This is a genomic window from Pseudonocardia sp. ICBG1034 (assembly GCF_020131375.1).
GTDB lineage: Bacteria > Actinomycetota > Actinomycetes > Mycobacteriales > Pseudonocardiaceae > Pseudonocardia > Pseudonocardia alni.
Genome location: NZ_JAHLEK010000017.1, coordinates 18,178 through 39,113 on the forward strand (window position 1 = coordinate 18,178; position 20,936 = coordinate 39,113).

General features: G+C 75.2%; 16 protein-coding genes. 13 read left to right on the forward strand and 3 right to left on the reverse strand.

Annotated elements, in window-relative coordinates; translation table 11 throughout:
• Positions 1–396: 396 nt before the first annotated feature.
• From KPF22_RS14995 to KPF22_RS15015, 5 genes are all read left to right on the forward strand, one after another.
• The gene (locus KPF22_RS14995; RefSeq protein ID WP_224402448.1) at positions 397–1,476 is read left to right on the forward strand and encodes a glycosyltransferase family 2 protein; all 1,080 of its coding nucleotides are present in this window, start codon (positions 397–399) and stop codon (positions 1,474–1,476) included.
• Positions 1,477–1,576: 100 nt separating this feature from the next.
• Positions 1,577–1,954, forward strand: a complete 378-nt coding sequence (locus KPF22_RS15000; protein ID WP_062395221.1) for a hypothetical protein — start codon at positions 1,577–1,579, stop codon at positions 1,952–1,954.
• 13 nt (positions 1,955–1,967) lie between these two features.
• The gene (locus tag KPF22_RS15005; RefSeq protein ID WP_208820858.1) at positions 1,968–3,524 is read left to right on the forward strand and encodes a lipopolysaccharide biosynthesis protein; all 1,557 of its coding nucleotides are present in this window, start codon (positions 1,968–1,970) and stop codon (positions 3,522–3,524) included.
• Positions 3,521–5,590 carry a hypothetical protein gene (locus tag KPF22_RS15010; protein ID WP_208820860.1) on the forward strand — a complete coding sequence of 690 codons (2,070 nt, stop codon included), beginning with the start codon at positions 3,521–3,523 and terminating at the stop codon, positions 5,588–5,590. Before KPF22_RS15005 ends, KPF22_RS15010 begins: the two co-directional genes overlap by 4 nt.
• The gene (locus tag KPF22_RS15015) at positions 5,587–5,922 is read left to right on the forward strand and encodes a hypothetical protein (RefSeq protein ID WP_208820862.1); all 336 of its coding nucleotides are present in this window, start codon (positions 5,587–5,589) and stop codon (positions 5,920–5,922) included. Before KPF22_RS15010 ends, KPF22_RS15015 begins: the two co-directional genes overlap by 4 nt.
• 64 nt (positions 5,923–5,986) lie before the next feature.
• Here KPF22_RS15015 and KPF22_RS15020 read toward each other — a convergent pair whose 3' ends face one another.
• On the reverse strand, positions 5,987–7,459 hold the full coding sequence (locus tag KPF22_RS15020) for an NAD-dependent succinate-semialdehyde dehydrogenase (RefSeq protein ID WP_208820864.1): 1,473 nt from the start codon (positions 7,457–7,459) through the stop codon (positions 5,987–5,989).
• Positions 7,460–7,526: 67 nt separating this feature from the next.
• On the opposite strand from KPF22_RS15020, the gene KPF22_RS15025 reads away from it, so the two are divergent.
• Entirely contained in the window at positions 7,527–8,723 is a 1,197-nt protein-coding gene (locus KPF22_RS15025; RefSeq protein WP_224402946.1) for an acyl-CoA dehydrogenase family protein, read from the forward strand.
• The gene (locus tag KPF22_RS15030; RefSeq protein WP_224402449.1) at positions 8,723–9,784 is read left to right on the forward strand and encodes an acyl-CoA dehydrogenase family protein; all 1,062 of its coding nucleotides are present in this window, start codon (positions 8,723–8,725) and stop codon (positions 9,782–9,784) included. The genes KPF22_RS15025 and KPF22_RS15030 overlap by 1 nt, the downstream gene beginning before the upstream one ends.
• A gap of 10 nt (positions 9,785–9,794) precedes the next feature.
• Here KPF22_RS15030 and KPF22_RS15035 read toward each other — a convergent pair whose 3' ends face one another.
• Positions 9,795–11,540, reverse strand: a complete 1,746-nt coding sequence (locus KPF22_RS15035; protein ID WP_224402450.1) for a sigma-54-dependent Fis family transcriptional regulator — start codon at positions 11,538–11,540, stop codon at positions 9,795–9,797.
• 83 nt (positions 11,541–11,623) lie between these two features.
• Between KPF22_RS15035 and KPF22_RS15040 the strand changes: the two genes are divergently transcribed.
• Positions 11,624–12,667, forward strand: coding sequence for an alpha/beta hydrolase (locus KPF22_RS15040; protein ID WP_224402451.1), 1,044 nt, complete (start codon positions 11,624–11,626; stop codon positions 12,665–12,667).
• 27 nt (positions 12,668–12,694) lie between these two features.
• On the forward strand, positions 12,695–14,314 hold the full coding sequence (locus KPF22_RS15045) for an NAD(P)/FAD-dependent oxidoreductase (protein WP_224402452.1): 1,620 nt from the start codon (positions 12,695–12,697) through the stop codon (positions 14,312–14,314).
• A gap of 58 nt (positions 14,315–14,372) precedes the next feature.
• Here the strand turns inward: KPF22_RS15045 and KPF22_RS15050 are convergent, their stop codons facing one another.
• Positions 14,373–14,831, reverse strand: coding sequence for a pyridoxamine 5'-phosphate oxidase family protein (locus KPF22_RS15050; protein WP_208820872.1), 459 nt, complete (start codon positions 14,829–14,831; stop codon positions 14,373–14,375).
• Positions 14,832–14,902: 71 nt separating this feature from the next.
• Between KPF22_RS15050 and KPF22_RS15055 the strand changes: the two genes are divergently transcribed.
• From KPF22_RS15055 to KPF22_RS33155, 4 genes are all read left to right on the forward strand, one after another.
• Positions 14,903–16,060 (forward strand): type III PLP-dependent enzyme, encoded by a 1,158-nt coding sequence (locus KPF22_RS15055; RefSeq protein ID WP_255624808.1) that lies wholly within the window; start codon positions 14,903–14,905, stop codon positions 16,058–16,060.
• Positions 16,061–16,071: 11 nt separating this feature from the next.
• A complete protein-coding gene (gene speD / locus KPF22_RS15060) occupies positions 16,072–17,388 on the forward strand; it encodes an adenosylmethionine decarboxylase (RefSeq protein WP_224402454.1) in 1,317 nt (438 codons plus the stop codon).
• A 194-nt stretch (positions 17,389–17,582) separates the two neighbouring features.
• Positions 17,583–18,566 (forward strand): SGNH/GDSL hydrolase family protein, encoded by a 984-nt coding sequence (locus KPF22_RS15065; protein ID WP_224402947.1) that lies wholly within the window; start codon positions 17,583–17,585, stop codon positions 18,564–18,566.
• A gap of 41 nt (positions 18,567–18,607) precedes the next feature.
• Complete coding sequence (locus tag KPF22_RS33155) at positions 18,608–20,935, forward strand: FUSC family protein (RefSeq protein ID WP_224402455.1); 2,328 nt, start codon at positions 18,608–18,610, stop codon at positions 20,933–20,935.
• Position 20,936: the final 1 nt, after the last annotated feature.

Sequence of the window (20,936 nt, forward strand, 5' to 3'; positions counted from 1 at the left end):
GGCCGGACGTCCCGCCGCTCGCCGCCCGACGATCACCGCTCGTCGGCCGGGGTCCCGGTGGGCCGGTCCCGCACCGCGGCGGCCCGGACGACGTCCGTAGTATCCGTCGTCGTGTTCGCGTGGTCGTTCCACGCCGCGGCGACGGAGTCCGGAGGCCATGCGCCGTCCGGGCGACACCCGATGCGGTGCGGGTCACGTAACGCGACCGACGGCGCCGGAGATAAGCCGGATGACCCCCGTTGTGGGGTAACGGATCCGGTCGATGTCGGCATCGTCGTCACGACCGGACACGTACTGCTCGCCAACCGCGCGCCAGGACCGATCGATTCGGGGGAGAGACCGGTGAACAAGCGCCCTGACCACGGACCACGTCGTCCGAACCAACCGAGGGTGTCGGTGATCGTGCCGACCCGCAACGAGGCACGGAACCTCGAGGTGGTCCTGCCGGCCGTCGCGGCCGTGCGTCCCGCCGTGCACGAGGTGATCGTCGTCGACGGCGACTCCAAGGACGGCACCGTCGAGACAGCACGCCGTGTCCTGCCCGGCGTCCGGATCGTCCGCCAGACCCGCAAGGGCAAGGGCAACGCGATGGCCTGCGGTTTCGCCGCGGCCACCGGCGACGCCATCGTCATGTTCGACGCGGACGGCTCGGCCGACCCGCAGGAGATCCCGCGCTTCGTCGCCGCGCTCGTCGAGGGCGCCGACTTCGCGAAGGGCAGCCGGTTCACCAAGGGGGGCGGCAGCGACGACATCACGTTGCTCCGCAAGGGTGGCAACGCCGGTCTGAACCTGATCGCGAACACGCTGTTCGGGACCCGTTACAGCGACCTCTGCTACGGCTACAACGCCTTCTGGGCCGACATCCTGCCGCTGCTGGAGCTGCCCGCGGTCGACATGCCGCCGCACCCGGACGGCGGGATGTACTGGGGCGACGGGTTCGAGATCGAGACGGTCCTGAACTGCCGCGTCGCCGCCGCCGGTCTGTCGATCACCGAGGTCCCCTCGGTGGAGAAGGAGCGGATGTTCGGCGAGACGAACCTGCGCACCTTCGCCGACGGCACCCGCGTCCTGCGGACCCTCGCCGCCGAGCGGCGTCGGGCCGGTCGCGACGACCGGCCCGCCGCACCCGCCACGGCCGTCCCCGGCCCCGCAGCGGTGGTCCCGCCCGCCGGGCACCCGGCGGTGCCCGCCACCCCGGCCACGGCGCCGGTGCCGCCCGCGGTGCCGGACCGCGCCGTCCCGGCGGCGCAGCCGCAGCGCCCGGCCCCGCGGCCGCACGCCGACGCACCGCGCCCGCACCAGCAGCCGTCGCGTCCGGCCCCGCAGTCGCAGCCCGGGGCGGGCCGCCCCGCCCCGCAGCAGCCGGCCCCGTCGCCGGTCGCCCGCGAGCAGCGACCCGTCGGCGCCGAGCGCGACGGGTCCGCCCGCCCCGAGCGGACCGGCGTGCGGTACGCATGGGGGGAAGAGGCGTCCTGAGCGCCCCGGGACCGGATCGGGCCGGTCCGTGCCCCACCGGCCCACGCCCCACGAGGGGTGTGGCGCCGGGAGAACCACCAGTGAAGAGGAGTGAGCCGCGGTGAGCGTGCAGTCCGCAGCCGAGCTGACCCGCGCGAGGACCGCGCGGCGGTACGTGGCGATCCTGCTCGTCGCCGCCGGCGTCATCGCCTGCGGCCTGAGCATCGCCGGGATCAGCGGGGGCGCTCTGGGCGAGTTCCGCCTGCTGGTCACCATCGGCTTCCTGCTGCTCGGTCCCGGCTGGGCCGCCGCGGGCTTCCTGCGCCGCGCGCCCGCCGCGCACGTCTGGCTGCTGACGCTGGGGGTCGGCACCGCCGTCACCCTGATCGGCGGCCAGCTCATGGTCAGCCTGGGGCTCTGGTACCCGAGCGTCGCCCTGTTCGTCGTCACGCTCCTGTCGGTCCCGTTCCTGCTGCGCCACGCCGTGGTGGCCCAGTGAGCGGGACCTCCCGGTGAGGCCGGTCGGGCCGGCGCGTCCCCGCCCCGCCGCGGGTACGGCCGGTCCCGGCCCCGTCCCCGGACCGCAGGCGGCGGGCGTCGACCCGGACGCCCCGACCCAGCGTCTCGCCACCGCCCACGCCCGGGCGCACTCGCGCCGCAACGCCGAGCAGCACACCGAGTACCTCCCGCCGCTGGTCGGGCTGCGCGGGCCCGGCGAGAACCCGCCGACCCCGCCGCCCACCCCACCGCCCGGACCGGGCGGCGGAGACGGCGGCGGTGAGGACGGCGAGCAGGTCCCGGACCGCAACGGCGGCATCGGCGACGGCATCGCGCTGACCCTGTGCTCGGGCTTCGGCTCGGTCGCCGGGCTGCTCGGCGTGCTGATCGCGACCCGGATCATGCCTCAGGCCGAGGTCGGCCGGGCCTCGGAGTTCGTGTCGGCCTTTCAGCTGATCGGCGGCGTCGCCCAGCTCAACCTGGGACTGGCGCTGCTGCGCTGGCTCCCCGGGGCCGGCCGCAAGTCGGTCCGGCTCACCTTCGGCTCGCTGCTGCTGATCATGCCGCTGTCCGGGCTGATCGGCCTGATCTACGGCACGCTCGTGCCCCGGGTCGCGGAGGCCGCGGGTGGCGGATCGTTCGGCTGGGGCCTGGTCGTCCTGGTCCTGACCTGCGCCGGCTGGTGCGTGTTCGTCGTCCACGACTTCGTCATGGTCGCCATCGGACGGCCGTGGGTGGCGGTGTGGCGCAACGGCACCTTCGCCGTGACCCGGATCGTGCTGCTGCTGGCACTGGGCACCACGCTCGCCTCCGAGGCGCTGGTGCTGTCCTGGGCGATCCCGGTCGTGCTGTGGATCGCCGCGGGCACCGTGCTGCTCTGGTTCATGGTGCGGCGCTTCGCCCGCGCCGCTGGGCCGGGCACGCTGCCGTCGCGCCCGGAGATGATCGCGTTCCTGGCGCCGACCGCGCTGGCGCAGTGCGGCAACGCGCTGCTCTACAACCAGGTCCCGCTGTTCGCGAACTTCCGGATGGGCAACGAGATCGGCGCGGTCTTCTTCATCTGCTGGCAGGCGGTGACCGTCATCGACCTGGCCGCGACGTTCTTCACCAACTCCCTGACCGTGCAGACCGCCCGGGAACCGCACCGCGCCGAGGAGTTCGCCCGCGTCGCCCGGCGCCGGATGCTCCTGCTGTTCGTCCCGGCGCTCGGGCTCGGCGCGGCACTGGGCTACCCGGTGCTGTCGCTGCTCGGCGAGGGCTACGCGCCCGGCGCCCCGGCGCTGGCCGTGCTCATGGGCGGCCTGTTCTTCCGGCTGATCGTCGTGTTCGAGCTCGCCCGTCGCCAGGCCGACGGCGACGGGATGGGCTACGCGAAGATCCAGCTGCTCAACACCGGCCTGGTCGTGGTCTTCGCCGGACTGGTCCCGCTGCCGGACCCCGGAACCGCATCGGTCAGCATGACCATGCTGCCGGTCGTCCTCGGCTACGTCGGTGCGCAGATCCTCTGCGCACTGGCACTCAGATTCGTCCCGGCGTGGAACCGCCGGAGCACACCGGAGGTGAAGTCGTGACGTCGGAGACCCGCCGGACGGGCGGCCCCGACCCGTCCACCCGCGGCCACCGCGGCGAGGAGCCCGCCGTCGCGCGGACCCGCGTCGCGGAGGAGAGCGCGAGCGAGCGGACCCAGTTCGTCACGCCGCCCGGCCCGGACTCGCCGACCATGGCCGTCCGCGGCCCGGTCCCGCGCCCGCCCGGTGACGGCCCGCCGCCGCCCCCGCCGCCCGCACCCGAGACCGCCGAGCCGCTGTCCCCGCTGTGGGTCTGGGGCGCGCCGGTCCTGGCCGTGCTCGCGGTGCTGCTGCTGCCCGTCGCCGCGGCGACGACCGACCTGTCCGACCTGGGCGGCTGGGGTCTGGCCCCGGCGCTGAGCCCGTTCGCGTGGGTCGCGTTGCTGCTCGCCATCGGCGCCTGCCTGCTCGAGCTGTGGTCGCGCCGCCCGCGCATCCCGATGCTGGGTGCCGCGACGGGTGTGCTGCTGCTGTGCTCCACCGGCCTGCCCTCGGTCGTGCAGCCCCAGGCCCGGTTCACCACCGCCTGGCTGATCTCCGGGTTCGTCGACGCGGTCGCCCGCAACAACGGTGTCCCGCCCACCGGCGTGGACGCGCGGTTCTACTGGCCCGCGTTCTTCGCCCAGTGGGCCTGGATCCGCGACGCCGCGGGCGCCGACCAGCTCGACACCATCCTGCGCTGGTACCCGCCCGCGGTCACCGCGGTGTGGGCGATCGGCGTCTACGCCCTGGCCCGCTCGATGCTCGGGGGCACCCGCGCGCCGTGGGTCGCGGCCTGGCTGTTCATCGGCCTGAACTGGATCGAGCAGGACTACTTCTCCCCGCAGGCGACCGCCATCGTGCTGCTGCTGACGGTGCTGACCTTCGCGCTCGGCCCGCTGGCGACCCGCCGCGTCGACAACGCCGGGGTCCCGGGCTGGCCACGGGCGCACCGCGGGGCGCCACCGCTGCCCCGGTGGCGGCGCTGGCTGGTGTCGGCGCTGACCCCGCCGAACACGCCGACGCTGCCCGCCCGGCAGCTGCTGCTGATCTACTTCTGCGCGGCGCTGTGCGTCATCGCCGTCGCCCCGGCCCACCAGCTGACCCCGTTCGCCATCATCGGCCAGCTGGCCGTGCTGGCCGTCGTCGGCCGGTTCCGCGGACGCGGGCTGGTGATCGTCGCGATCGCCGCGGTGACGGTGTTCGTGCTGATCGGCGCCCGCGACTTCTGGATGAACCAGATCAGCATGATCATCGGTAGCGGCGACGACGGCAGCGCGCTGCAGGCCGGTGTCGCGGACCGCTTCCAGGGCGACACGGGCCAGCTCGTCGGCAAGGGTTTCCGGGTCGCGATGACCGGTTTGACCTACGTCCTCGGCTTCGCCGGCGCCTGGGTCTACTGGCGCCGCCGCCGCGACCTCGTGCCGATCCTGCTGGCGATCATCCCCATGGGGATGGCGGTCGTGCAGAGCTACGGCGGCGAGCTGCTCCTGCGCGTGCTGCTCTACGGCCTGCCGATCCTGTCGATCCTGGCCGTCGACGCGCTGCGGGCCTTCGCCCGTGTCGACCGCAAGCGCGAACGGCTGCTCGCGGTGGGCATGGTGGTCGTCTTCGGTCTGCTGATCTTCATCCGCGGCGGTAACGAGGCCTACACCGACGTCACCACCGAGGACGTCCAGATGACCCGCAAGGCCTACGCCGAGGCGCCGCCCGGGGCGACGGTGCAGCCGTTGTCGACGGTCGGGCCCTACGCCCTGGAGGGCGTCGGCGAGAACAACAACATGGCCTCGGGCGGTCAGGGCTGCGCGGTCCTCGCCGCGGACCCGTTCCGCTGCATCGACCAGGTCCAGCCGCAGACGATCCTGTTCTACCCGGCGATCGAGAAGCAGGGCGTCGTCCTCAACGACCGCGAGCCGGGCTGGACGATCGAGATCCGCAACCAGCTCATCGCGTCGGGCCAGTACCGCGCGACCTACGAGAGCGGCTTCGACGCGATCCTGGTGCGCAACGAGCCGCTCCCGGCGCCGGGCGTCCCGGCACCGGTGACGGCCCCGGCCCCGGCGGCCGGCGGGGAGGTGCCGAACCCGTGAACGGATTCCTCCTGACCTGGCTCGCGTTCGGCCTGATGCTGGCCGTGTTCGCCGCCCGCGCCTGGGTGGTGGAGACCAGCCGTGGCCGGTTGGTCACCAGCGGGTCCGCGCAGCGCGGGCTCACCGCGGCCGCCGTCGCCTCGGTGGCGCTGGTGGTGGTGATGCTGACCCTCAACGGCGGCGTCGAGCTGGTCGAGCTCGTCTCGGGGGGCCGGGCCGACGTGACCCAGCCCGCCGAGCCGCTGCCCGGGCAGGACCCGGCGGTGCCGATCCAGCCGCAGGCCCCGGCACCCGCGGCCCCGGCGGCGCCGCCCGCGGCCCCGGCCAACTGACCGACCCGCGACACACGAGGGCCCCGGTGCCGTACGGCACCGGGGCCCTCGGTCGCGCGTGGGGTCAGCCGCTGTAGCCGATGGCCACGTACTTGGTCTCCAGGAACTCGTCGATGCCGACGGTGCCGCCCTCGCGGCCCAGCCCGGACTCCTTGACGCCGCCGAACGGGGCGGCCGGGTTCGACACCAGACCGGTGTTGAGCCCGATCATGCCGCTGTCGAGGTTCTCGGCGATGTGCAGCGCCCGGTTCAGGTCGCGCGTGTACACGTAGTTGACCAGGCCGAACTCGGTCGCGTTGGCCGCGGCCAGTGCCTCGTCGGCGCTGTCGACGACGGTGATCGGCGCGACCGGGCCGAAGATCTCCTCGTGGTTGAGCCGGGAGTTCACCGGCACGTCGGTGAGCACGGTCGGCGGGTAGAAGTAACCCGGCCCGTCCTGGGCCTTCCCGCCGATCGCGACCGAGGCACCGGCGGCGACGGCGTCGGCGACCAGGTCGGTGACCTTGTCCAGGCCCTTCGCGTCGATCAGCGGGCCCACGTTCACGCCCTCCTCGGTGCCGCGCCCGACCTTGAGCGCGCCCATCCGCTCGGCGAGCTTCGCCGTGAACTCCTCGGCGACGCCGCGCTGGACGTAGAACCGGTTCGCGGCGGTGCAGGCCTCGCCCATGTTCCGCATCTTCGCGATCATGGCGCCCTCGACGGCGGCGTCGACGTCGGCGTCGTCGAGCACGATGAACGAGGCGTTGCCGCCCAGCTCCAGCGACGAGCGCATGACCTTGTCCGAGGCCTGGGACAGCAGCAGCTTCCCGACCGGGGTGGACCCGGTGAACGACATCTTGCGGGCGCGGCCGTCGCGCAGGATCGGCTCCATCACCGCGCCGGCGTCGGTGGCGTTGATGACGTTCAGGGCGCCGTCGGGCAGGCCGGCGTCGGCCAGTACCTGCGCGAACGCGAGCATGGTCAGCGGCGTCTGCGGCGCGGGCTTGATCACCGACGCACAGCCGGCGGCGACCGCCGGGGCGATCTTGCGGGTGCCCATGGCCAGCGGGAAGTTCCACGGGGTCACGAACACGCAGACGCCGACGGGCTGGCGGATGGTGAGGAAGCGGGTCTGGCCGTTCGGGGCGACCTGGTAGCCGCCGTCGATGCGCACGGCCTCCTCGGAGAACCAGCGCAGGAACTCCGAGGCGTAGACGACCTCGCCCTTGGCCTCGGCGAAGGGCTTGCCCATCTCCAGGGTCATGAGCAGGGCCAGGTCGTCGATCCGCTCGTGGAGCAGGTCGTAGGCGCGGCGCAGGATCTCGCTGCGCTCCCGCGGCGCCATCGCGGCGATCGTGGGCTGCGCGGCGTGCGCGGCGGCGAGGGCGTCCATGCCGTCGGCGGGGGAGGCGTCGGCGACCTCGGTCAGCACCTCTCCGGTGGCGGGGTCCTCCACCTTCGCGGTCGCGCCGTTCTCCGCCGGCCGCCACCGGCCGCCGATGAACAGGCCGGTGGGGACGGCATCCAGCACCCTGCGCTCGTCAGCATTGGTGGTCATGCCCGGAACGTACCCCGGTGAGCCGGCCCATAGACACCGGCGGCGCCGGCGGGGCTGGGTCATGATGATGCCCGTGGCAGCGACATCGACACCGGCAGCGGCCCTGCCCGAGCTCGTGCCCGACCCGGTCGAGCTCCCCGCCGGGCTGGCGGACCTGCGGGCCGAGGTCCGGTCCTTCCTCGACGACGAGCGCAACGCCGCCCGCTGGACCCCGCGTGCGGACGTGTGGCTCTCCGGCTGGGACGAGTCGTTCTCGCGGCGGCTGGGGGAACGCGGCTGGCTCGGGATGACCATCCCCACCGAGTACGGCGGGCACGGCCGGACCGCGCTGGAGCGCTACGTCGTCACCGAGGAGCTGCTCGCCGCGGGCGCCCCGGTGGCCGCGCACTGGATCTCCGACCGCCAGATCGGGCCGTCGCTGCTGCGCCACGGCACCGAGGAGCAGCGCCGCGCGTTCCTGCCCGGCATCGCTCGCGGCGAGGTGTACTTCGGCATCGGCATGTCGGAGCCGGACTCGGGCTCCGACCTGGCGTCGGTGCGGACCCGGGCGACCCGCGTCGACGGCGGGTGGCGGCTGTCGGGCACCAAGGTGTGGACGTCCGGGGCGCACCACGCGCACGCGTTCTTCGCGCTGGTGCGCACCGAGCCGCGCGACGACGCGCACCGGCACGCGGGGCTGTCCCAGTTCCTGGTGGAGCTGGACTCGCCCGGGGTGGAGATCCGCCCGATCCCGCTCCTCACGGGGGCGCACCACTTCAACGAGGTGCGCTTCGACGACGTGTTCATCCCCGACGCGCGGGTCTTCGGCGAGCTGGGCAACGGCTGGGCCCAGGTCACCGGTGAGCTCGCGTTCGAGCGCTCCGGACCGGAGCGGTTCCTGTCGACCTATCCGCTGCTGGCGTCGCTGGTCGGCGAGCTCGCCGGGGCCGGCCGTGCCGACGCCGGCACCCGTCGTCGCGTGGGGTCGCTGGTGTCGCGGCTGTGGACGCTGCGGGCCATGTCGCTGGCCGTCGCCGGGGCACTGGAGTCCGGCCGGGCCCCCGAGCTGGCCGCGGCCCTGGTCAAGGACCTCGGTACCCGCTACGAGAACGAGATCGTCGACGCCGCCCGGCTGCTGGTCGACATCCCGCCGGACCCCGGCGCGGAGTCCGGGTTCGCCCGGCTGCTCGCCGACGCCGTGCTGCACGCGCCCGGGTTCACCCTGCGCGGCGGCACCAACGAGGTCCTGCGCGGCATCGTCGCGCGGGGGATGGGACTGCGCTGATGGCCCGCAACAGCGACCTGGCCGACCTGGCCGCCTCGATCCTCGCCGCCGGCTCCGACGACCGTGACGGTACCGGCCTGGACGCGGCGGCCTGGAAGGCGTGTGCCGGGGCCGGGCTGACCTCGCTGACCGACCCGGACACCGGCGGCACCCTCGACGACGCCGCCGTGCTGCTGGAGGTCGCCGGCGCCGACGCGGCCCGCCTGCCGCTGGCCGAGACCGACCTGCTCGCCGGGTGGCTGGCCCGCGCCGCCGGGCTCCCCGTGCCGGACGGGCCGCTGGCCGCCGTCGTCACCGACGCGACCGGCGGCGACCGCCCGGCCGGGACCGCCGGGGGCACGGTGACCGGCAGCGGCGGCCCGGCCGGCGCGGTGTCGGCGGCCCTGACCCGGGTGCCGTGGGGCCGTTCGCTGGCCGCGGTCGTCGTCCTCGACGGCGACCGGGTCCTCGTGCTCGACACGGGCGCGGCGGCGGTCACCGAGGGCTCCAACCTCGCCGAGGAGCCCCGCGACGGCCTCACCCTCGACGGGGTCACGCCGCTGGCGACCGGTACCGCCCCCGCCGGGGCGGCGGCGGAGCTGACCCTGCGGGCGGCGCTGGCGCGGTCACTGCTGCTCGCCGGCGCGGCCCGCGGCGCACTGGCCCGCTCGGTCGCCTACGCCGGGGAGCGCACCCAGTTCGGTCGTCCCATCGGCCGCTTCCAGGCCGTGCAGCAGATGCTCGCCGAGGCGGGCGCCGAGGTGGCCGCCGCCTCCGCCGCCTCCGCCGCTGCCACCTCGACCGCGCGGCGCGCGGGGTTCGCCGCCCCGGAGACCGCGTTCGCCGTCGCCGCGGCGAAGGCCCGCTGCTCGGAGGCGGCGACGGCCGTCGCGCGGATCGCCCACCAGGTGCACGGCGCCATCGGGTTCACCCGTGAGCACGCGTTGCGGCTGGTCACGACCCGGCTGTGGGCCTGGCGCGACGAGGACGGTGACGAGGCGTTCTGGAACGACCGGGTCGGGGCGGCCGCGCTGGACGCGGGCGCCGACGGGCTCTGGCCGCTGGTGACCGGGCGGCCCTGAACGCCGCCGGTCAGGACACCCCGAACTCGCGCAGCTTCCGGTAGAGGGTGTTGCGCCCGATCCCGAGCGTGCGGGCGGCCCGGGTGCGGTTCCCGCCCGCCGCGCGCAGGGCGTCGACCACGGCGTCGCGTTCGGCGGCCTCCAGCAGACCGAGCTCCCGGCCGGCGGTGCGCAGGCGGTCGGGGAGGTCGGCCTCGCCGGCCGTACCGCCGTCGGCGCGGCGGGCCGCCGCCGTGACCACGGTGCGGAGCTCGGCCAGGTCACCGGGCCAGTGCCAGGCCCGGAGCCGGTCCAGGGCCGCGCCGGACAGCCGGGACCCCGAGGCGGGCGGGGGCAGCTCCGCGAGCAGCGTCTCCACCAGCGCCGGGAGGTGCTCGCGGCCCGCCGCCAGCGCCGGGAGGCGGACGGTGGTGGCGACCTGGCCGAGGAGGGCGGGGGTGGTGTCGTCGGTGGGGTCGGCGTCGGCGGTGAGGACGAACGGGACGCCGGTCGCGGCCAGGTCCCGCAGGAGCGCCGGGCGCGGCCCCGGTGACAGGTGCACCCGCCGCAGGACGAGCCCGCGACCGGCGTCCAGCGCCGCGCGGGCCGTCTCCCACCACTCGCGTTCCCGGTGCGGCTCGACGACCACGGCGCCGTCGTGGCCCAGGCGGGACAGCACGCGGCGGGCGGTCCGCAGCTTCCCGCTGCCGCCGGGGCCGGTCACGGCGACGGTCTCCCGGTGGGAGACGGCCTCGCGGAGCCGGTGGTCGACCTCCGGGTCGTGGTGGAGCGCGGCTCCCCGGACGGTGGCCGGGGCCGCCACCGCGGGGGCCGCCCGGCGGGGCGCCAGCCGGACGCTGAACGCGGTCCCCCCGGTGCCCTCGACCGGGGCGACGACCGCGTCGTGCGGGCCGTCGGGCATCGGCACCCGCATCCGGCGTGGCCGGTCCGGACCCCCGTCGCGCAGGAGGTCCCACAGCAGGGTGTGCAGGTCCGGGCCGGCGTGGGCCAGCGCGTGCCGGTCGGCCAGGACGGTGTCGGCGTCGACGACCAGCGCCCCGGTCGTGGCCCGCTCCAGCGCGAGGTAGGCCCGCACCAGCCTGCGACGGTGTTCGCCCGCCTCGTCGAGCAGCCGGGCCTCGATCTGGCGGCCGATGTCGGCGGCCATCACCGCCATGAGCGGGTGCACGTCACGCACCGCGCAGGCCAGCGAGAGCGAGCCCACCGTCCGGCCGGTCCCGGGCTCGACCAGCGGGGTGCCCGCGCAGGTGAGGTTCTCCAGGAGGGCGTTGTAGTGCTCGGGGCCCCGGACCAGGACCGGGCGTCGTTCGACCAGCACCGTGCCGATGCCGTTGGTGCCCACCGACCGCTCGGAGAAGTCCGAGCCCTCCACCGCGCTCGCCCGGTCCATGAGCGTGCGCTGGCGCCGGACACCGACGTGGCGGCGGACGATGCGCCCGGTCGCGTCGGACAGCACCATGGCCACCGGGACATCGGCGAAGCTGTCCACGAGCCGCTCCAGCACGGGCGCCGCGGCCCGGCGCAGCGCGGTGTGGTCGTCGCCGGGGTCGGCGTAGCCGATGCGCTCCGGCGCCGTCGGCACCGCCTCGCCGATGCAGCGCCGCCAGCTCTGCTCGATCAGCGGCGGCACGCCCGCGTGGCCGGGTGGCAGCGCCAGCAGCCCCCCGTCGACGAGCGTCTCGCGGCTGCGCCGGATGCGCAGGCGCTGCCCGGCCGACAGGGCCGGCACCGCCGTGTCCTCGTCCCGACGCGTCATCGCCCCGATCCGCCCCTCGCCGCCCGTTGCGGACACGTCCACGGTGCCCCAGGTCACACCATCCTGGCCAGGGGGAGTGGCCGGTGGGCGTTCCAGAACGGAACACCCGCGGTGCCTCCGCGGTGCCCACCATCGACGGCCACGCCACCGCCGGCGCGGCGCCCGCCGTCGCTCCGGCCGACCGGAGGAGGACCGCGATGACGACGGCACCACCGACCCGCCCGACGGGCGCGTCCACGGAGTCCGACGCGCTGCGCGCGCTCTACGCCGACTGGTCCGCCCTCATCGCGGCGACCCCGGACCTGACCACGCGGCTGTTCCGCAGCATCTTCGACGAGTGGCACCAGGCCACCCGTGAACCCGAGGACGTGACCTACCGGGAGGAGTCGCTCGGGGGTGTCCCGGGGATCTGGGCGCTGCCGGTCGGGGCGGATCCCGCGCAGGTCCTGCTCTACACCCACGGCGGCGGGTTCGCCGTCGGCTCGGCGTCGAGCCATCGCAAGCTCGCGGGGCACGTCGCGCGGGCCGTCGGCGCCACGGCGTTCGTGGCGGACTACCGTCGCGCGCCGGAACACCGGCACCCGGCACAGGTGGAGGACACCGTCGCGGTGTTCGAGGCGCTCCTGGCCCGGGGGACCGCCCCCGCGGACGTGACGACCATCGGTGACTCCGCGGGCGGGAACCTGGCGGTCGCCACCGTGCTCGCCCTGCGCGACGCGGGCCGGCCGCTGCCGGGCCGGGTCGTCGCGTTCTCGCCGTGGCTGGACATGGAGAACACCGGCGCCACGCTCGTCACCAACGCCGCCTCGGACGCCCTGGTCACGGTGCCCCTGCTGGAGGGGATGATCGCCGGCGTCCTGGGGGAGGGGCACGTCGACCGGCGGGCACCGCTGGCGAACCCGTTGCACGCCGACCTCACCGGCCTCCCCCGGCTCTACGTCGACGCCGGGGGTGCCGAGGCGCTGCTCGACGACGCCGTCCGGCTCGCCGATCGGGCCCGGGCCGCCGGTGTCGACGTGACGCTGTCGGTCGTCGCGGGCATGCAGCACGTCTTCCCGTTCCTCGCCGGCACCGCGCCCGAGGCGGACGAGGAGCTCGCCGCCCTCGCCGCCTGGTACCGCGGCTGATCCCTCGACACCCACCGGGAGCACACCATGACCACGTCCACCACCGCCGATGTCGACGCCGTCGTCGTCGGCGCCGGGTTCGGCGGGATCTACATGCTGCACACGCTGCGGGACCGGCTCGGCCTGAGCGTCCGCGCCTTCGAGAAGGGCGACGGCGTCGGCGGCACCTGGTACTTCAACCGGTACCCCGGCGCGAAGTCCGACACCGAGGGGTTCGTCTACCGCTACTCGTTCGACCGGGACCTGCTGCAGGAATGGAACTGGAGCACCCGCTACCTGGACCAGCCCGACGTCCTGGCCTACCTCGAGCACGTCGTCGACCGGTACGGGCTGCGCCGGGACATCACGCTGGGCACCGAGGTGACCGCCGCGGTCTACGACGAGGACGCCGGTCTCTGGCGGGTGCGCACCTCCGGCGGCGAGACGGTGCGCTGCCGCTACCTGGTCAACGCCCTGGGGTTGCTGGCCCGCAGCAACATCCCCGCCCTCCCCGGGCTGGACACCTTCGCCGGGCGCACCGTCCACACCAACGCCTGGCCCGACGACCTCGACATCACCGGGCGGCGGGTCGGCGTCGTCGGGACCGGCTCGACCGGTGCCCAGTTCATCGTCGCGGCGGCACCGCGCGCAGCTCACCTCACCGTCTTCCAGCGCAGCCCGCAGTACAACGTGCCCTCCGGCAACCGACCGGTCACCCAGGACGAGGTCGACCGCACCAAGGAGCACTTCCCCGAGATCTGGGACCAGGTGCGCGGTTCGGTCGTGGCGTTCGGGTTCGAGGAGAGCGCCGTCGAGGCGATGAGCGTGTCCGCGCAGGAGCGCGAGCGCGTCTTCCAGGAGAACTGGGACGCCGGCAACGGGTTCCGGTTCATGTTCGGCACGTTCTGCGACATCGCGACCGATCCCGAGGCCAACGCCGCGGCCGCCGCGTTCATCCGGCGCAAGATCTCCGAGATCGTCGTGGACCCGGAGACCGCCCGGAAGCTCACACCGACCGACCTCTACGCCAAGCGCCCGATCTGCAACGAGGGGTACTACGAGACCTTCAACCGCGACGACGTCGAGCTGGTCTCGATCCGGGAGAACCCGATCGCGGAGGTCACCCCGGCCGGGGTGCGCACCGCCGACGGTGTCGTGCACGAGCTCGACGTGCTCGTCCTCGCGACCGGTTTCGACGCCGTCGACGGCAACTACCGGGCGATGGACCTGCGCGGCCGCGGGGGCCGCCACATCGACGACCACTGGACCGACGGGCCGTCGAGCTACCTCGGCGTGTCGAAGGCGGGCTTCCCCAACATGTTCATGATCCTGGGGCCGAACGGGCCGTTCACCAACCTGCCGCCGAGCATCGAGGCCCAGGTCGAGTGGATCGGTGAGCTGATCGGGCACGCGGAGCGCAGCGGTATCGGCACGATCGAGCCGACGGCCGAGGCCGAGCAGGGCTGGTCCCGGCTCTGCCGGGAGATCGCCGACGCCACGCTGTTCCCGAAGGCCGACTCGTGGATCTTCGGGGCGAACATCCCCGGCAAGCCGAACGCGGTGATGTTCTACATGGCCGGGCACAAGGCCTACCGCGAGGAGCTGTCCACCGTGGCCCGCGACGGGTACCGCGGGTTCGCGATGCACGGCCCGGGACGCTCCCGGTGATCGCCACCGGTGAGGGGTCCGGTGCCGGATGCGGTACCGGACCCCTCACACCCGGTGATCACATCTTGCGGAAGTCCCAGCTGGTGATCTTCTCCGGGCGCAGCCGCAGCCACGCGTGCCGTCCGTCGATCACGACCTGGCCGCCGGTGTAGCGCGCGGCGAAGGCCTGCTCGACCCGCTCCAGCTCCGGGTTCGGCTCGCCGGTGCGGGGCACCTCGCCGACGACCTCGACGGAGCCGCGCAGCTCGACCCCGCGCAGCTCGGCGTAGTCGTGCCCGGCGTCGACGACCACGGCGATCCGCGGGTCGCGCTGCAGGTCCGCCCAGCGCTGCGAGCGCGAGAGCGAGGTCAGCCAGAGCGCCTCGCCGTCCCACAGGTACCAGAGCGGGGTGGCGTGCGGGCCGTTCACGCCGTTGGTGGCGACCCGGCAGGTGCGCTCGGCGTCGAGGAAGGCGGTGACCTCCTCCGGGGTCATCGCGATCTTCCGGGCGCGGCGCTGCGGCTTCGGTGCGGTCATCGTCCGAACCTAGATCAGACCCCGGCCGGTGCGGGTGGTGCGGCCGGGGAGAGCATCACCACGTGCACGACCTGAGCCCCGCCCTGGAGCAGCTGCTCGCCACCGACCGTCCCACGCCGTACCTGGCGCTGGACCCCTCCGTCGCCGGGGAGCGGTACCGCGCGCTGGCCGCCGCGTTCGGCGACGCCCGGATCCTCTACGCCGTCAAGGCCTGCCCGGAGCCCGCCGTGCTGCGCGCCCTCGTCGCGGCCGGGGCCGGGTTCGACGTCGCCTCGCAGGCCGAGATCGACCTGTGCCTGGCCGCCGGTGCGGACCCGGCGACGCTGCAGCACGGGAACCCGGTGCGTGGCCCCGGGGCCGCCGCCCGGGCCGCCCGCGACGGCGTCACCCGGTTCGTCACCGACAGCGCCGAGGACGTCGACGCCCTCGCCGCCGAGGTCCCCGGCGCCCGGGTGCAGGTCCGGCTCTCGGTCGACGACACCGGCTCGGCGACGCCGTTCCACGGCAAGTTCGGGGCGCCGCCCGACGCCGCCGTCGCGCTGCTGGGCCGGGTCGCCGACCGTGGCCTGGTCGCCGCCGGGGTCACCTTCCACGCGGGCTCCCAGCAGACCCGCCCCGCCACCTACGCCGGGGCCGTCGCGCTCGCGCTGGCGACCGCCGGGCGGGCCGGGCTGCGCCGTCCCGAGCTCGACCTGGGCGGCGGCTGGCCGGTGGCCTACCGCGCCGCCGTCGCGCCCGCGCAGGACTACGTCGCGGCCGTGCGCGCCGCGGTGGCCACGGCCGTCGACGCCGGGCACGTGGACGGCGCGACGCTGCTGCTGGAACCGGGCCGCGCGCTGGTCGCCCCCGCCGGGGTGCTGCGCGCCCGGGTGCTGCGCGTGTCCCGCCGCCCGGGCGTGGACCACCGCCGCTGGGTGTACCTCGACGTCGGCCGCTACCAGGGTCTCGCCGAGACCGAGGGCGAGGCGATCGCCTACCCGCTGCGCGTGCCCGGGCGCAGCGGCCCGCGCGGACCCGTCGTCGTCGCGGGTCCCACCTGTGACGGCGACGACGTCCTCTACCGTCGCACCCCGGTCGCGCTGCCGCTGGACCTGGCCGCGGGCGACGTGGTCGACCTGCTCGGGGCCGGCGCCTACACCTCGAGCTACGCCTCGGTCGGGTTCAACGGGTTCGGCCCGCTGGAGGTGCTCGTCGCGGGGGAGGGGGCGTCGCTCCCACATCCCGGTTAACGTGTCCGGACGTGTCATCCTCCATCTCGCCGATCATGTCCGTGCCCGCCGCCGCGGCCGGAGAACTGCATCCGGCCGTCGGGCTCGGGACGGGCGCACCCGCGCTGCCCACCACGTCGTCACCGGTCGGCAGACACGTCCTGGCCGAGCTCGGCGGCATCGCCCCCGAGGTCCTCGACGACTGCGACCGCCTGCGCAGCGACCTGACCGCCGCGCTGACCGAGGCCGGGGCCCAGGTCCGCCAGGTGGTCGTCGAGCGCTTCGAGCCGCAGGGGGCGACCGTCGTCGCGGTCCTGGCCGAGTCGCACGCCTCGATCCACACCTGGCCCGAGCACGGCGGCATGCACGTCGACGTGTTCACCTGCGGTGAGAGCGCCGACCCGGTCGACGCCGTGCGCCGCCTCGCCGAGCGTGTCGGCGCGACCGACACCGCGTTGCAGGTGGTGGACCGCGGCGGTGCCCCGCGCACCGTCACCGAGCCCATCTCGCCCGGCCTGACCCGGCGCTGGGACCTCGGCCGGGTCCACCACGTCGCGCACACCGGGTTCCAGCACGTAGTGGTCGCCGACACCGCGCACGGCGTCACCCTCTTCTGCGACGACGAGCGCCAGTCCACCGAGCACACCCAGCTCACCTACCACGAGGCGCTGGTGTGGCCCGGCGCCCTGCTGGCCCGCGAGCTGGACCGGGTGCTGATCGTCGGCTCCTCCGAGGGTGTCGCGTCGGAGATGGCGGTCGCCGCCGGTGCGAGCCGGGTCGACCACGTCGACATCGACGCCGAGGCCGTCCGGATCTGCGCCGAGTACCTGCCCTACGGCTACACCCCCGAGTCCCTCGCCGCGGCCGAGCGCGGCGACGGCCCGGTGCACCTGACCTACGGCGACGGACGGCAGTTCGTCCTGGAGTCCGACGAGCACTGGGACCTGGTGGTCGTCGACCTGCCCGACGAGCGCCCCGACGAGCCCGACGCCCAGATCAACCGGCTCTACGAGGAGGACTTCGTCCGCGCCTGCGCGCAGCGGCTCACCCCCGGCGGGGTCCTGGTGTTCCAGGCGGGCAGCCCGGCGGTGTGGCGGGACGCGACGCTGCGTTCGGCCTGGCAGCGCTTCGCCGCGGTGTTCGGCGAGACCGGCGGGCGCGGGGTCTACATCGGCTGCGAGGAGCACGAATGGGCCTTCCTCGCCGGTGTCCGCGAGCCGATGGACGACCCCGGCGCGGTCGCCGCCGGGCGGCTCGCGTCGATGCCGTCGCAGCCGGAGCTCTGGGACGCGACCGCGCTGCGGCACCGCCTGGTGGCACCGCTGTCGCTGCGCAGGCTCACCGACTGAGCGAGCCCCCGCCCACGGTGCGTGACGGGCCGGGTCGTACCCGGCCCGTCACGTGCGCCGAACGGGGCGTAACCGGTCGGCGACGATGATCGTTGGTCGGTCAGGACCGGCGTGCCCACGCCGGCGACGTCCGACCGGAGGTCCGAGAGCCCGTGCGCCGTCCCCGTCCGTCCCGGTGGCTCGCCGTGGCGACCATGACCCTGCTGAGCTCGGCGGGGATGAGCGCCCTCGCGCCCGCGCAGGCGGAGGCGCCGACCACGTTCGCCGAGACCACGCTGTCCGCGCGCAACCTCGACACCGCCCCGGTCGGGCGCTTCGTCGCCCTGGGCGACTCCTATGCCGCGGGCCCGCTGGTCCCGGTGCAGCAGGGCACGCCGTCCGGGTGCCTGCGCTCGAACCAGAACTACCCGTCGGTGCTCGCGCGCTCGGCCGGCATCGGCCGCTTCACCGACGTGTCCTGCAGCGGCGCGACGACCGAGGACATGACCGCCCCGCAGCAGGTCCAGGCCGGCCCGAACCCGCCGCAGCTCGACGCCCTCGACGGTTCCGAGTCGCTGGTCACCCTGACCATCGGCGGCAACGACATCGGATTCTCCGGGATCATCAGCGAGTGCGTGCGCCGCTCCTCGGCGAACCTGTTCGGCGCGGCCTGCAAGGACTTCTACACCGCGGGCGGCACCGACCAGCTCGCCGAGCGGATCGACGACACCGAGTCCGAGGTCTCCGACGTGCTCGCACGGATCCGCGACCGGTCGCCCGCCGCACGGGTCGCCGTCGTCGGGTACCCGTCGATCCTGCCGGACACCGGTCCCGGCTGCTACCCGGTCATCCCGTTCAGCCCGGGCGACACGGCCTACCTGCGCGAGACCGAGAAGAAGCTCAACGCGATGCTGGCCGACGCCGCCCGCGACGCCGGTGTCGACTACGTCGACACCTACACCCCGACCATCGGTCACGACGCCTGCACGCTGCCCGGCGTGAAGTGGGTCGAGGGCCTGGTCCCGACCTCGCCCGCCGCGCCGGTGCACCCCAACGCCCAGGGGATGCGCGCGATGGCCGCGGCCGCCGGTGACGTGCTCGGCATCCGGGTCGCCCGGCCCACCTCGCAGCCGGTCCCGGGGGCGACCAACCCGGTGCCGACCGCGTCGCTGCCGCCGCAGGCCCGCACCGCGAACTGAGGGAGGGACCTCCGGGCCGCGGTGCGTGTCAGACTCGCACCGTGACGGGGACGGTCGAGCGGGGTCGCCGCCTGCCGGTGCCGGCCCGGTGGGGCGAGCTGCGGACGTGGGCGGCCGCGGTCGACCCCGGCCACACCCGCCTGCACCTGGCCTCGGTCGCGACCGCGGCGATGCTGCTGGCCGCGGTCGCCGCGAGCGTGCTGCGTGCGCTGACCGGGCAGCCGATCACGATCGTGCTGTTCTCCGTGGTGCTGGCGATGATCAGCAACCTGGCGGTGAACGAGAACGACCTGCGGCGACGGCGGGTCACCACCGCCCTGATGGTCGTGCCCGCCGCGGCGTCGGCGACGGTGTCCGCGCTGCTGGCGACGGACCGGGTCGCGGCCGACGTCGTGTTCGTCCTGGTCATGATGGTCGCCGTCGCGGTCCGGCGGTACGGGCCACGCGGGGTCGCGCTCGGCATGGCGGCGTTCATGCCGTTCTTCTTCGTGCAGTTCCTGCACGCCGGCCCCGGCGAGCTGCCGTTCCTGCTGGCCGGGGCGGTGATCGGCATCGGCAGCACCTTCCTGCTGCGCTGCCTGGTGTTCACCCGCCGCTCCGAGGCCGTGCTGGACGCGTTGTTCCGGGCGTTCGAGGCGCGGCTGCACGCGCTGCTGCTCACCGCGGTCGAGGCGGTGGAGACCACCGCCGGTGAGCCCGACCTCGACCCGCTGGTGCGCGCCCAGGCCCGGCTCAACGAGACCGCGCTGCTGGTGACCGACCGGCTCGACGACACCGACGACGGCCCCGACGGCGCGGCCGGCCCCGTCGCGGGCCTGCGACAGTGGATCATCGACTCCGAGCTCGCCGCCGAACGGGTCGCCATGTCGGTCCGCCGGTCGGTCGAGCACCACGACCCGATCCCCGACGACGACCGCGCCGAACTGGCCGAGGGGCTGCGGGCCCTCGCCGCGGCCACCGCCGTCGGGACGCCCGGCGCGATCGCCGCCCGCCTCTACGACGGCGCACGGTCCGCCGTCGCCGACATCGTGGACCGGCCGGCCGGGGTCGGGCCCGCCGCGCGCGAGCAGCGCATCGGGTTCGCCGTCGTCCGGCTCGCCGACGCGATGCAGACCACGGTCGAGCAGGCCCGCCTGCGGATCGCCGAGCACCACGACACCGACCGGGAGACCGCGGGCGGCGACCCGGCACCCGAGCCCGTCCCCGGACGGGTGCCGCCGCCGGCGGGCCGGGACCGGTTCGGCGGGCTCGCGCTGCACACCCGCCAGGCCGTGCAGGTCGGCGTCGCCACCAGCCTCGCGATCGTCGTCGGCGAGCTGGTCTCCCCGGCCCGCTGGTACTGGGCGGTGATCGCCGCGTTCGTGGTGTTCGCCGGCACCGCCAGCCGCGGCGACGTCCTGAGCCGCGGCTGGGCCCGCGCGGTCGGCACCGCGGGTGGGGTCGTGGCGGGGATGCTGCTGGCGCTGCTGGTGGGCGGCAACGTCGTCGCCAGCCTGGCGCTGCTGTTCGTCTGCGTGTTCCTCGCCCTGTACCTGGTGCGGATCTCGCAGGCGATGATGGCGTTCTGGATCACCGCGGTGCTGGCCCTGCTCTACGGCGTGATCGGCCAGTTCAGCGTGCAGACCCTGGTGCTGCGGGGCGAGGAGACCGTCGTCGGCGGCGCGCTGGGGATGCTCGCCGCCTACCTGATCCTGCCCACCCGGTCGCGCACGGCCTTCGCCGAGGCCCTCGACGACGCCCTCACCGCCGTCGACGTCTCCCTGCGCACCTCGGTCGACGCGGCGCTGGGCCGCCCCGGCGCCGGTGACCCGCTGGAGAAGGCCCGCGCCGTGGACACCGCGGTGGCCACCGTGCGGACCCGCGCGGTGCCGCTGCAGCACCCCGTCGCCCGCAGGCCGCTGCGCCGCGGGGTGCACCACACCGTGCGGGTCGTCGGCGCCGTCGACCACTACACCCGCCAGCTCGCCGCCCAGGCCGCGACCGCGTCGGTGCCCGGCTGGGCCGCGACCCTGGAGCCCGCGGCCGAGCGGGTCCGCGCCGACCTCGACGGCCTGCGCCGCATCCTCGACGACGCCTGGGGCCCCGCCGACGGGCGCGAGCACCCGAGCGGCGCGGGCCCCGCCGACTACGGCGTCGGCTCCGCGGAGGAGCTGCTCGACGCCGCCGAGGCGGACGCGGCGTCACGGACCGCCGCCGGTCCCGGGACCGAGCGGACGCGCCGGCTGACCGCGGCGCGGCTGCTGCGCCGGATCGACCAGCTCGCCGTCGGGCTGGCCCGGGAGCTGTGCGGGCAGACCTGGAGCGAGCCCGCCCCCGCCGCGCGCGGCGCCGGTCACGCGGACGGGTCCGGGGCCGCGGCGGCGGGTTAGG